The sequence below is a fragment of the Nonomuraea sp. NPDC005692 genome (genome assembly GCF_040631115.1).
Classification (GTDB): domain Bacteria; phylum Actinomycetota; class Actinomycetes; order Streptosporangiales; family Streptosporangiaceae; genus Nonomuraea.
The window spans coordinates 31632-43521 of the sequence record NZ_JBEXYU010000047.1 but is presented as its reverse complement, the minus strand read 5'-3'; the positions used below and the strand labels follow the sequence as shown (position 1 = coordinate 43521).

10 protein-coding genes are annotated in these 11890 nt (G+C 72.2%); 5 read left to right on the top strand and 5 right to left on the bottom strand.

What is annotated here, in order from left to right; all coding sequences use genetic code 11:
• Nucleotides 1-16 precede the first annotated feature (16 nt).
• Complete coding sequence (locus ABZ459_RS48505) at nucleotides 17-424, bottom strand: MarR family transcriptional regulator (RefSeq protein WP_357986874.1); 408 nt, start codon at nucleotides 422-424, stop codon at nucleotides 17-19.
• Between the two features lie 142 nt (nucleotides 425-566).
• Between ABZ459_RS48505 and ABZ459_RS48500 the strand changes: the two genes are divergently transcribed.
• Nucleotides 567-2306 carry a DUF4190 domain-containing protein gene (locus tag ABZ459_RS48500; RefSeq protein ID WP_357986871.1) on the top strand — a complete coding sequence of 580 codons (1740 nt, stop codon included), beginning with the start codon at nucleotides 567-569 and terminating at the stop codon, nucleotides 2304-2306.
• Here the strand turns inward: ABZ459_RS48500 and ABZ459_RS48495 are convergent.
• The gene (locus ABZ459_RS48495; RefSeq protein WP_357986936.1) at nucleotides 2303-2725 is read right to left on the bottom strand and encodes a sterol carrier family protein; all 423 of its coding nucleotides are present in this window, start codon (nucleotides 2723-2725) and stop codon (nucleotides 2303-2305) included. The genes ABZ459_RS48500 and ABZ459_RS48495 overlap by 4 nt on opposite strands.
• A 240-nt stretch (nucleotides 2726-2965) precedes the next feature.
• Between ABZ459_RS48495 and ABZ459_RS48490 the strand changes: the two genes are divergently transcribed.
• A complete protein-coding gene (locus ABZ459_RS48490) occupies nucleotides 2966-4933 on the top strand; it encodes a PhoX family phosphatase (RefSeq protein WP_357986868.1) in 1968 nt (655 codons plus the stop codon).
• 55 nt (nucleotides 4934-4988) lie between these two features.
• A complete protein-coding gene (locus tag ABZ459_RS48485) occupies nucleotides 4989-6869 on the top strand; it encodes an ABC transporter ATP-binding protein (RefSeq protein ID WP_357986865.1) in 1881 nt (626 codons plus the stop codon).
• On the opposite strand, the gene ABZ459_RS48480 is transcribed toward ABZ459_RS48485, so the two are convergent.
• Nucleotides 6830-8251, bottom strand: a complete 1422-nt coding sequence (locus ABZ459_RS48480; protein ID WP_357986862.1) for an MFS transporter — start codon at nucleotides 8249-8251, stop codon at nucleotides 6830-6832. The genes ABZ459_RS48485 and ABZ459_RS48480 overlap by 40 nt on opposite strands.
• Nucleotides 8252-8324: 73 nt before the next feature.
• Between ABZ459_RS48480 and ABZ459_RS48475 the strand changes: the two genes are divergently transcribed.
• Both ABZ459_RS48475 and ABZ459_RS48470 read left to right on the top strand, forming a co-directional pair.
• The gene (locus tag ABZ459_RS48475; protein ID WP_357986933.1) at nucleotides 8325-8978 is read left to right on the top strand and encodes a TetR family transcriptional regulator; all 654 of its coding nucleotides are present in this window, start codon (nucleotides 8325-8327) and stop codon (nucleotides 8976-8978) included.
• Nucleotides 8979-8988: 10 nt separating this feature from the next.
• The gene (locus ABZ459_RS48470) at nucleotides 8989-9735 is read left to right on the top strand and encodes a methylenetetrahydrofolate reductase (RefSeq protein WP_357986859.1); all 747 of its coding nucleotides are present in this window, start codon (nucleotides 8989-8991) and stop codon (nucleotides 9733-9735) included.
• Here the strand turns inward: ABZ459_RS48470 and ABZ459_RS48465 are convergent.
• Complete coding sequence (locus tag ABZ459_RS48465; RefSeq protein ID WP_357986856.1) at nucleotides 9696-11165, bottom strand: MFS transporter; 1470 nt, start codon at nucleotides 11163-11165, stop codon at nucleotides 9696-9698. The genes ABZ459_RS48470 and ABZ459_RS48465 overlap by 40 nt on opposite strands.
• A gap of 45 nt (nucleotides 11166-11210) precedes the next feature.
• A complete protein-coding gene (locus ABZ459_RS48460; RefSeq protein WP_357986853.1) occupies nucleotides 11211-11873 on the bottom strand; it encodes a Crp/Fnr family transcriptional regulator in 663 nt (220 codons plus the stop codon).
• Between the last annotated feature and the right edge of the window lie 17 nt (nucleotides 11874-11890).

Below are 11890 nucleotides of genomic sequence, written 5' to 3'. Positions count from 1 at the left end.
CTCTTGGTGAAGAGGATTACTGGGGGATGGCGCGTACGAGGCGGGACAGCAGGGCGCGTTCGGTGTCGTCCAGGCCGTGCTGGAGTTCTTCGTCGGTCCTGGCCCAGATCGCCTCGACCGGCTCGCGCAGCGCCTTGCCCGCCTCCGTCAGGTGGACGCGGCCCACCCGTGGGCGGTCGGGGTCGGGGGAGCGGCGGACGAGGCCCGCGCGTTCGAGGCGCTGGAGGGTCTTGGTGACGGTCGGCGGCTCCACGCCCAGCCGGGCGATCAGCTCGCCCTGGGTGAGGCCGTCCTGCCGCCACAGCTGGTTGAGCAGCAGCTCCTGGCCCACGTGCAGGCCCAGTGGCGCCAGGGCGGCGGCCATCCGGTTGCGGTGGGTCTTCATGACCATGATCAGGGCGTACGTCAGGGTCTCGTCCAGCATGCACTCATCTTGCCCGCCGCCTGCCGCTTTGGCGCATGGAGACCCAAGGATGGCGCCCGTCTTACCGTGTCGTGCGCTTTAGCCGATGCCCTCCGCGAAAAGGTGAAGTATCCGGCATGCAGACCCGTCGGGAGACGCAGACGTGACCACACCTGGGGACCCCAACGAACCCCGCGAGGGGCAGGACCCGCAGCACCCCGAAGGCCCTCCCCGCGAGGACCGGCCCGAATCCACGCCGCCGCGGCACACGCCCGAATGGTGGCGGGAGGGGACGGCCGAGGAGGAGCCGCCGGCGCCCGAGGAGGAGCCGCCGGAGATCGGGCCGTACGAGGGCGGGCCGACGAGCAGCGAGTGGAGCCCGAGCGAGTGGGCCGTCGGCGGCCCGCCCGGCGCGGGGCCGACCGGCGGCGCAGGAACCCCGGAGGGATGGACCGTCCCCGACCACGAGCACGGCCATGAACACGCGGACACCCCTGGGCACGCGGACACGCCGAAGGGCGCGGCCCCCGGCGAGGGCGCCGGTCCCGGAGAGGGAGCCCGACCGGGTGGCGGGCGGCACGAGGGCGACCGGCCCGGCGAACCGCCCGGTGAAGGGCCCGGTGAACGGCCCGGTGAACGGCCCGGCGAGCGGCCCGGTGAACAGTCTGGGGAGCGGGCCGGGGGTGGGCGGTGGGCGGATGAGTGGCCGTTCGAGGAGGAGCGGGAGGGCGAGGAGCCGATCGCGCCCGTGCCGCCCGTGGTGCCACCGCCGCCACCGGACGTGCCGCCGTCGCACGAGCCCAGGCCCGGCGGCCGTCCCGACCATCCCGACCTGCCCACCTCGCCCGAGACGCCGGGACCGGCCGAGGGCGGCGCGGGCAGGACGCGGTGGTCCGGCGGGGACGCCGAGGAGACGCAGGTCTATCCGATGCCCGGCGGCACCCCGGCCTATCCGGGCTGGGGCACGCAGCCGGACGAGGAACCGAGCCGCCCCGCGCCGTCCCGCTACGAATACGGCGACGTGCCCACCTTCGAGCCTCCGGCCACCGGCACCCACGCGGCCAGCGGCCCCGAGGAGCCGGGCGCCCGGCCGGGCGGTGCGGAAGGTGCTGAGGGGGCCGAAGGCCCAGGAGGCGCCGCCGGCACGGGCCGTACCACGGGCGCGGGGGGCGTGACGCCGGGCGCCGGGGGCGTGCCACCAGGAGGACCTGGAGCGCCGTACGGCGGCGAGGGGGCCTATGGCGGGCCGGAAGCGCTCCACGGCGGCGAGGGGGCCTACGGCGGGCCGGGAGCGCCGTATGGCGGTGAGGGGGCCTACGGCGGCCCTACGGCGGCCGGTGGCGGTCCCACGGCGTCCGGCGGGCCCTATGGCGGGCCGGCGGCCGGCGGCGGTGGTGAAGGGGCCCGTGGGGGACCGGCGGCGTCGGGAGGGCCCTATGAGGCGGCTCCCGGCTCGTACGAGACCGGCGGGCGGGACACGTCCGTCCCCGGCACCACCCCCTCCAGCCCCTACGGCGGCCCGCCCGGGTACGGCCCGCCGCCGGGAGCCCCCGCCTACGGCCAGTACGGCCCCTACGGCACCCAGCCGCCCACGCAGCCGGGCAGCGGCCTCGCCACCGCCTCGCTGGTGCTGGGGGTGGCCAGCCCGTTCCTGGTGTTCGTCTGCTTCACCGGCGTGCTCACCGCGATCCTGTCGATCGTCTTCGGCTGTGTGGCGCTGGCCAAGCGCGTGGGCAGGGGCCGGGCCATCGCCGGGATCGTGATCAGCGCGCTGTCGCTGGTGTTGTTCGCGATCGTCGCGATCTGGTTCTGGAAGGTGGTCCAGGAGTGCGGCCAGCTTCCCAGCCAGCTCGCCGACCAGTGCTTCGAGAGCAAGTTCCCCTGGATGGGCAGGGGCCGCTAGAGCGGCAGGTGGGCTGACAGGTCGGCACGGGAGCCGCTGGCCGCGACCGAGCCCCTGGCCACGGCCTCGTCCCAGGTCAGCCGGCCGAGCGCGAGCTCCAGCCAGGTGCGGGCGTCGGTCTCCACGACGTTCGGCGGCGTGCCGCGGGTGTGGCGGGGGCCGGGGACGGCCTGGACGGCCGCGTAAGGAGGCACGCGCACCTCGACCGTGCGGCCGGGAGCCGCGGTGGCCAGCTTCTCCAGCAGGTGGCGCACCGCCTGCCTGGCCGCGTCGCGCTCGGGGGCGAGCCCGCGGTCGTAGGCGGTCAGCACCGCGGCGACCAGGGCGTCGGGCAGGGCCGATGCGGGGCCGTCGTAGGGCGGTTCGTCGAGGGCGACGAGCTGGCCGTCGAGGGCGGCGCGCAGTTTCTCCGGATCCATCTTGCGTGGTGGCACGGGCCCATTGTCTCGCGGCAAGCGTTCATCGGGACGGAGGTCGTCGTTCACCCCCGGTTTCGTTGACGACCGTAACGTCCCCGCCGTACAAACGCGCACATATCTGGAGGACCTGTGGCGAACCCTGAGGCGGGGCGGCTGCTGCCGCTGCTTTCCACCCCGCACAAAGGTGGCCGATCCGCTCTGACCTGTCAGTTCCGTTGCGGGAACGCGTGCGCGCACGACGTGGCCAACACGACGGGCAACGCCTACTTCGGCGACGTGGTCAAGGAGGCGATGTCGCGTCGCGGCGTGCTGCGCGCGGGCGCGCTCGGCGCGCTGGTGGCGGGCGTGGGCGTGGCGGGCGCGGTCCCGGCGTTCGCCGACGAGCCTGCGGCCGAGGCGGCCGCCGAGCCGGTCGCGGAGGGCCTGCGCGGCCGGAGCGGGATCGCCTTCACCCCGGTGCCGCCGAACAAGGACGACGCGCTGCGCATCCCCGACGGCTACAACTCCTCCGTGGTCGTGCGCTGGGGTGACCCGGTGCTGCCCGACGCGCCGGCCTTCGACTTCGGCAACCAGACGGCCGACGCCCAGAACAAGCAGTTCGGCTACAACTGCGACTACGTGACGTTCTTCCCGATGGGCCACAACCGCGGCCTGCTGTGGGTGAACCACGAGTACACCGACGAGAACCTGATGTACCGCGGGTACACCGGCGGCGCGGCCGCGACCGAGGAGCAGATCAAGATCGCGCTGGCCGCGCACGGCGGCTCGGTCGTGGAGATCGAGCGGGCGCACGGCACCGGCGAGTGGAAGCTCACCACCAAGGGCCGCCGCCGCTACAACCGGCGCGTCACCGCGCAGACGCCGATGCGCTTCTCCGGCCCCGCCGCCGGTCACGCCCTGCTCAGGACGGCCGCCGACCCCAAGGGCCTGGCGCCGGTCGGCATGCTGAACAACTGCTCGGGCGGTTCCACCCCGTGGGGCACGGTCCTGACCGCCGAGGAGAACTTCGACCAGTACTTCGTCAACGGCGACAAGGTCCCCGAGGCGCAGCGGCCGTACATCTCGCGTTACACGATCACGACGGGCACCCCGGCGAGCAGCCGCCGTTTCGACCGGGTCGAGGAGCGCTTCGACCTGGCCAAGCACCCGAACGAGGCCAACAGGTTCGGGTGGATCGTGGAGATCGACCCGTTCGACCCCGACTCCACGCCGATCAAGCGCACCGCGCTCGGCAGGTTCAAGCACGAGGCCGCCAACACCACCCTGGCCAGGGACGGCCGCCTGGTCGTCTACATGGGTGACGACTCGCGCTTCGAGTACATCTACAAGTTCGTCTCCAAGAACCGGTACATCCCCGGCTTCGACCGCCACAACCGCACCCTGCTGGACGAGGGCACCCTGTACGTCGCCAAGTTCACCGGCGACAGCCCGGCCGCCGAGATCGACGGCTCCGGCAAGCTGCCCTCCGACGGGCTGTTCGACGGCTCCGGCGAGTGGCTCCCGCTGGTGTCGGGCGACAGGTCGTACGTGGACGGCATGACCGCCGCCGAGGTGCTGATCTACACGCGATCGGCGGCCGACAGGGTCAAGGGCGGCGCCACCAAGATGGACCGTCCGGAGGACATGGAGCGCAACCCGGTCACCGGCGGCGTCTACGTGGCCCTGACCAACAACTCCAACCGCACCGCCGCCCAGGTGGACGAGGCCAACCCGCGCCCGTCCAACAAGCACGGTCACGTCCTGGAGGTGGCCGAGCGGCGCAACGACGCCGGCGAGACCACCTTCTCCTGGTCGCTCCCGCTGATCTGCGGCGACCCGAACGACCCCACGACGTACTTCGCCGGCTTCGACAAGACCAAGGTCTCGCCGATCTCGTGCCCGGACAACGTGACGTTCGACGCCGACGGCAACCTGTGGATCTCCACCGACGGCAACCAGCTCGGCAGCAACGACGGCCTGTTCGTCATGCCGGTACGCGGTTCCGACCGTGGCCACCTGCGCCAGTTCCTCACGGTCCCGCTCGGCGCGGAGACCTGCGGCCCGCTGGTGACCGAGGACCAGAAGAGCGTGTTCGTGGCCGTGCAGCACCCGGGCGAGATCGACGGCGCGACCCCGGACAACCCGGCCAGCCGCTGGCCCGACGGCGACCAGCCGCGCCCGTCGGTCGCGGTGGTCTGGCACGGCAGGGGCAGGAAGATCGGCAGCTGATCCCCGGCGAAAACCAGTTGACCTCAAGTTAACTTGAGGAAATAGTCTCCCATGCATGAGCATGGAAGTGACCGCCTGGCATCAGCTTTACTCGATGAACAACCGGCCGGAGCGTCGCCCGCTGAACAGGGCGACGCTTCGGCGTATCGGCGGGTTCGCCCGCCCTCACCGCCGCAGGATCGTGCTGTTCCTGCTGCTCAGCGTGGTGCTGGCAGGTTTGGCCGTGGTGTCGCCGCTGCTCGCGGGGCGGGTGGTCGACGCGATCTTCAACAGTGAGCCGCTCGGCGTGGTGGTCGTGGTGGCGCTGCTGATCGCCGGCCTGGCGCTCGCCGAGGCTGGGCTCGGCCTGCTGAACCGCTGGCAGTCGGCCACCATCGGCGAAGGGCTGATCCTCGACCTGCGCACTTCGGTCTTCGACCATGTGCAGCGGATGCCGGTCGCGTTCTTCATGCGGACGCGTACCGGGGCGCTGGTGAGCCGGTTGAACAACGACGTGATCGGCGCGCAACGGGCCTTCACCGACACCTTGTCCAGCGTGGCGGGCAACCTGGTGCAGCTCGTGCTGACGCTCACCGTGATGATCGGCATCTCGTGGCAGATCACGCTGCTCGCGCTGCTGCTCCTGCCGGTGTTCGTGCTGCCCGCGCGGCGGATGGGTGTCAGGATCGCGCGGCTGCGTCGCGAGGCCGCCGACCACAACGCCGCCATGGGCACCCAGATGACCGAGCGGTTCTCGGCGCCGGGCGCGACGCTGGTGAAGCTGTTCGGCCGGCCGGCGCGCGAGTCCGCCGAGTTCGCCGCGCGGGCGCGGCGGGTGCGTGACATCGGCGTGCGCTCGGCCATGAACCAGTCGGTGTTCGTCACGGCCCTGACCCTGGTCTCGGCGCTCGCGCTGGCCCTCGTCTACGGCCTCGGCGGCTTCTACGCCCTGCGCGACCAGCTCGAACCCGGCGCGGTGGTCTCGCTGGCCCTCCTGCTGACCCGCCTGTACGCGCCCCTCACCGCCCTGGCTAGCGCCCGCGTGGACGTGATGAGCGCCCTGGTCAGCTTCGAGCGCGTCTTCGAGGTGCTCGACCTCAAGCCGCTGATCCAGGAGCGGGCGGACGCCCGCGAGGTCCCCGAGGGCCCGGTCGCGGTCGAGTTCGACGACGTGCGCTTCGCCTATCCCGCCGCCGACAAGGTGTCGCTGGCCTCGCTGGAGGAGGTCGCCACGCTGGACTCGCGGGGCGGCGAGGAGGTGCTGCACGGGATCTCGTTCACGGCCCTGCCGGGCCAGATGGTGGCGCTGGTGGGCTCCTCGGGGGCCGGCAAGTCCACGATCGCCCAGCTGCTGCCCAGGCTGTACGACGTCGACTCCGGCGCGGTCCGCATCGGCGGCGTGGACGTACGGGACCTGACCTTCGACGCCGTCCGCGACACCCTCGGCATGGTCACCCAGGACGGCCACCTCTTCCACGAGACGATCAGGGAGAACCTGCTGCTGGCCAGGCCGGCGGCGAGCGAGGAGGAGATCTGGGACGCCCTGACCAGGGCCCGGCTGCGGACGCTGATCGAGTCGCTGCCCGACGGCCTGGACACGGTGGTCGGCGAGCGCGGCTACCGGCTGTCCGGCGGCGAGCGCCAGCGGCTCACGATCGCCCGGCTCCTGCTGGCCAGGCCGCGCGTGGTGATCCTGGACGAGGCCACCGCCGCGCTCGACTCCACCTCCGAGGCGGCCGTGCAGGAGGCCCTGGGGGAGGCGCTGGCGGGCCGGACCGCCGTGGTGATCGCGCACCGGCTGTCCACCGTGCGGGCGGCCGACCAGATCCTGGTGATCGAGGACGGCCGCGTCGCCGAACGGGGCACGCACGCCGAACTGCTGGCCATGGGCGGCCGCTACGAGGAGCTGTACCGCACTCAGTTCGACGAGCCGACGGTCGCGGGGGCGGTGGCCTGAGGCTCGTCCGTCACCGGCGGGCGGCGGGACGGGCGCAGCGCGTACAGGCCGAGCGGGACGGCGGCCAGCACGATCACCGCCGCGATGACGAGCGTGAACTGGTAGGCGTCGAGGAAGGCGGCCAGCGGGGGCTGGTCGCTCCCGCTCTGGCGCGAGCTGAGGATCGCGCCCAGCACGGTGATGCCGAGCAGGCCGAACACCTCGCGCGAGACGTTCAGCACGCCCGAGGCCACACCGGCCCTGTCCTTGGGCAGGCCGCCGAGGATCGCCGAGGTCAGCGGCACCAGCAGGCCGCCGCCGAGGCCGTAGAGCAGGAACCAGGGGGCGACGTCGGCGTAGTCGCCGTCGGCCCCGACGCCGGAGATCAGGTAGATCGCCGCGCCCATGAGCGCCATGCCGAGCGCCACCGTGCGGCCGGTGCCGAGCCGCGCGGAGATCCGCTGCGACGTGATGGCGACGACCGCCATGACCAGCGCCATCGGCACGAACGCCAGGCCGGCCTGCGTGGGGGAGAAGCCGAGCACGTTCTGCAGCCACAGGGCGCTGAAGAAGTAGATGCCGAACACGCCGAACGACCAGATGCCCATGGTCAGCGCGCCGCCGCTGAACACCCGTGCGCGGAAGAGTGACAGGTCGATCATCGGGCGCTCGGACCGCGTCTCGACCAGCGCGAACGCCACGGCGGCCGCCGCCGCGAGCCCGAACGCGGCCAGGATCTCGGCCGACGTCCATCCGGCGCGGTCGCCCTCGATGAGCGCATAGGTGAGGGAGACCAGCGCGAGCGCCGAGGTGGCCAGGCCGGGCAGGTCGAGCCGGTGCCGCCGGCGGGTGAAGGCGGGCCGGACCGCCCACAGGGCCAGGCCGAAGGTGGCGATCCCGATCGGCACGTTGATCAGGTAGATCCAGCCCCAGTGCAGGTGCTCGCTGATGAAACCGCCGGCCGCCGGGCCGAGCGCCATGGACAGGGCCCCGGACGCGCTCCAGATGCCCACGGCCCTGCCGCGCTCGCCGGGCTCGGGAAAGATCTGGCTGATCAGCGTGAGCGACGTGGGCGTGAGCAGCGCCGCCCCCACGCCCTGGACGGCCCGCGCCGCGATCAGCGCGCCGCCGGAGGTGGCCAGCCCGGCGCCCAGCGAGGCCGCGGTGAAGACGGAGAGCCCGGCCAGGAACACCACGCGGGCCCCGAACAGGTCCGCGAGCCGGCCGCCGACCAGCATGAGCCCGGCGAAGACCAGGATGTACGAGCTCACGATCCACTCCAGCCCGGAGATGGTCAGCCCGAGCTCCCGCTGGATCGTCGGCAACGCGACGTTCCCCACGTTGTTGTCGAGATACGTCATGAAGGTGCCCAATGTCACGGCACCCAGCGCCCACCATCGCATGTCACAAGCCTCCTATACGTCGTACTTGTACGTCGTATAGTTCAACTTGTACGACGTATAGTTGTCAACCGTGATGGGAAAACTGGCCGCGCGGGCCATCGCCGAGCGGGCGCTGGAGATCGGCGACACCGAGGGGCTCGACGCCGTGACGATCCGTCGTCTGGCGACCGACCTGGGCGTGACGCCGATGGCCCTCTACTGGCACTTCAAGAACAAGGACCAGCTCCTGGTCGGCATGGCCGACCACCTGATCGGCGGCTTCGTGCCGCCGCCGGCCGATGAGCGGCCCTGGCAGGAGCAGCTCCGCGACCTGACCCAGGGGCTCATCAGGACCCTGCGCACCCATCCCTGCGCCAAGAACGTCATCGAGCAGATCGACCCGATCTCCGTCCCCAACTTCCTGGTCGTCTGGGACAAGGCGCTGGGCCTGGCCCGTACGGCCGGGTTCGACGTGGAGGAGAGCTGCCTGATCACCAAGTACCTGCTGCAGAGCGCCCTGTCGATCGCCGACGCGCCCGTGCACTTCAAGGCCGGCCGGACCGGCGAGGAGATCGCCGAGATGGTCAGGGTCAAGCGGGCCGGCCTCCAGTCGTTGCCGCCCGAGAAGTACCCGCACCTGGTCGAGATGGCCTCACCGCTGGTCGCGGGCGCCGACCCGGCCTTCTACGACTCCTTCGGCGTCGATCTCGTGCTGCGCGGCATCGAGGCGCTGGCCGCCGGACGTTAAGGTCGAGATCATGCCTTTCGAGCTGGTCTGTGAGATCGAACCGCCCACCAAGCCCGATCTGAAGCGCGTCCGCCACCAGATCGGCACGCTCAGCCAGGTCGCCCATGCCTTCCTGATCCCCGACAACCACATCGGCCGGGCCACCGTGTCCAGCGTGGCCGTGGCCCACGAGGTCGAGGCGATGGGCGGGCGCAGCATCGCCTGTCTCAACTCCCGCGACCGCAACCTGCTCGGCTTCCACCGCGACCTGCTGACGGCCGCGGCGTACGGCGTCGACCAGTTCCTGTTCGTCCACGGCGACAAGCCCGCCAGCGGCAGCCGGACCAGCGACCTGACGGTCCGCTCGATGATCGAGGAGGCCAGGGGCTTCTCACCGGCCTTCCGCGTCGGCGCGGCGGCCGGGCTGCGCCCGCTGCCCGCCTGGAAGCGCGCGGCCGACTTCCTGTTCGCCCAGGTCAGCTTCTCGGTCGAGGCGCAGGTCCGGTGGCGCGAGGCCAACCAGGTCGACGTGCCGGTCTACGCGGGCGTCATGGTGCTGGCCAGCGAGCGCCACGCCCGTACGCTGGCCGCCGCCATCCCCGACATCGCCCTGCCCGGCGAGCTGGTCGAGCGGGTGGCCGCCGACCGTATGGCGGGCGTCGAGGCGGCCTGCGAGCAGGTGTTCGCGCTGCGCGACTCGGGCGCGTTCGACGGCGTGCACCTCATCCCGGTCTCGCGCTACCGCGACGTGGAGTCGAGGCTCGCCGGAGCCCTCTGAGACCTGGCGAGCGCGGCCAGCACCGCGCCGGCCAGCGCCACGGCGAACAAGACCGCGTACGCGCGCTGGAAGCCGTCCATGAGCTGCCCGACGGCCACCGGGGAGAGTGTGGACAGCGTGCCCGCGTACACCTGGGCGCGCAGCGCCGGGCCCACGGAGCTGGTCACGACGCTGAGCGACAGGCCCACGCTGATCACGATGCCGACGTTCATGATCATGACTCGGAAGCCGTTGACCACGCCCAGGCTGCCGCTCGGCAGGGCGGCCATGACCTGGGTGGTGTTGCCGGTCAGGAACGTCCCGCTGCCGCAGCCCGCCACGAACAGGGCGATCCCCGTCACCCAGTACGGCGTCGCCGGGTCGGCCGTCAGCATGAGCGCGCCGAGCCCCAGCGCGCTCATCGCCGCGCCGCCGATCGACAGCCCGTACGGCGAGACCCGCGGCCCGAGCAGGCCCGCGATCGGCGAGGCCAGCCCGATGCCCACCGGCACCGGCAGCACGCTCAGCCCGGCCGAGAACGCGTCGAGCCCGCGCGCGGCCTGGAAGTAGAGCGCGACCACCAGGATCAGCGCGGAACGCGCGAGCGCGTTGCAGAAGGAGGCCAGGTTCGCGTAGGCCAGCAGCCGCCCGCCGAACAGCCGCAGGTCCAGCACCGGGTTGGTAGAGCGCCGCTCGGCCAGCACGATCAGCGGCACCAGCAGCACGAACAGCGCCGCCCCCGTCAGGACGACCGGGCTGGTCAGGCCGCCCGATCCGGCCTCGTTGACCGCCAGCAGCACGGCCGACAGCGCGGCGAACACCAGCACGTTGCCGAGTGCATCCACCGGCTGCCTGGGCCTCTTCGGCATCTTGCGTAAGATCACCGCGCCCCAGCCGAGCGCGATCAGCCCGGCGGGCACGTTCACCCAGAAGATCCACTGCCAGCCGGCGGTCTCGGCGATCAGGCCGCCGAGCGTCGGACCGGCGAGCTGGGCCACCGACAGCGTGCCGATGTAGACGCCCATGCCCTGGCTGAGCCGTTCGGGCGGGAACGCGTCGGTGATGATCACCGTGCCGTTGGCCAGGATCATGGCCGAGCCGATCGCCTGCAGCACGCGCATGCCGACCAGGAACCAGACGTCCGGCGACAGCCCGGCCAGCAGCGAGGCCAGCGTGAACAGGGCGAAGCCCGCCAGATACACCTCGCGCCTGCCGAGCAGGTCGGCGACCCGGCCGAAGAACACCAGGCTCGCGGTGTTGACCAGCAGGAACGCCAGCAGGATCCATCCCGACTGCGTCGCGTCGGCCCGGAAGTGCCGCACGACGGTCGGCAGCGCGACGTTGAGCGTGCTGCCCGCGATGCCGATGAGGACGAGGCCCAGGCTGGTGACCGAGCACACGCGCCAGGCGTAGCGCATGCGGGTGCCGGCTTCGGGGGTGACCGCGACCATGCCTCCCACTATGACGTACGTCGTACGTCCGTTTTGTACCAGGGGTCACCTGGCTCGCCTGCGTAACCCCTCGACGTCGTGGATGACCACCCGCCGCCGGCCGGTCTCGATGAGGCCGCGGTCGCGCAGGGTGCGCAGCGCCTTGCTGACCGCCTCCCGCGAGGAGCCGGTCCAGCCGGCCAGCTCGTCCTGGCTGAGCGGCAGGGCCACCCGCACGCCGGTGCTGGTGCGCTCGCCGTACCGGTCGGCCAGTTCGAGCAGCCGGGTCGCCACCCGGCCGGTGGTGTCGAACGCGCCGTACTCGACCCGCTTGCGGTCGGCGTCGCGCAGCCGGCCGACGACGAGCTGCAGGAGCAGGACGGCGATGCGGCCGTGCGCGGCCAGGAAGCCGCTGAAGTCGCGGACCACGATGCCCTGGATCGGCTCCAGCGCGGTCACGGTGGCCGAGCGCGGCGAGCCGTCCACGGCCGACATGTCGCCCAGCAGCGCCCCCGGGCCGCGTACCGCGAGGACCACCTCGGTGCCGCTGCTCGTGTGCGAGGACACCTTGACCCGGCCCTGCGTCAGCACGAGCACCCAGTCGGCCGCGTCGCCCTCGGTGATCACCGTCGTGCCGCGGTCCCATCGGCGCGGGCGCCCGGCCGCTCGCAGCGCCTCGACCTCCTCGGCCGTGAGCATGGAAAGGAACTCGCCGGGCTCTGGATCCATGCGCCGATTATGTACGT

Excerpts from the sequence above, each read along its gene's own strand:
- ABZ459_RS48495 (WP_357986936.1), bottom strand. The coding sequence starts at position 2,725 with ATGGATCCGGAGAAACTGCGCGCCGCCCTCGACGGCCAGCTCGTCGCC.
- ABZ459_RS48485 (WP_357986865.1), top strand. The coding sequence starts at position 4,989 with ATGAGCATGGAAGTGACCGCCTGGCATCAGCTTTACTCGATGAACAAC.
- ABZ459_RS48460 (WP_357986853.1), bottom strand. The coding sequence starts at position 11,873 with ATGGATCCAGAGCCCGGCGAGTTCCTTTCCATGCTCACGGCCGAGGAG.
- ABZ459_RS48475 (WP_357986933.1), top strand. The coding sequence starts at position 8,325 with ATGGGAAAACTGGCCGCGCGGGCCATCGCCGAGCGGGCGCTGGAGATC.
- ABZ459_RS48465 (WP_357986856.1), bottom strand. The coding sequence starts at position 11,165 with ATGGTCGCGGTCACCCCCGAAGCCGGCACCCGCATGCGCTACGCCTGG.
- ABZ459_RS48480 (WP_357986862.1), bottom strand. The coding sequence starts at position 8,251 with ATGCGATGGTGGGCGCTGGGTGCCGTGACATTGGGCACCTTCATGACG.
- ABZ459_RS48505 (WP_357986874.1), bottom strand. The coding sequence starts at position 424 with ATGCTGGACGAGACCCTGACGTACGCCCTGATCATGGTCATGAAGACC.
- ABZ459_RS48470 (WP_357986859.1), top strand. The coding sequence starts at position 8,989 with ATGCCTTTCGAGCTGGTCTGTGAGATCGAACCGCCCACCAAGCCCGAT.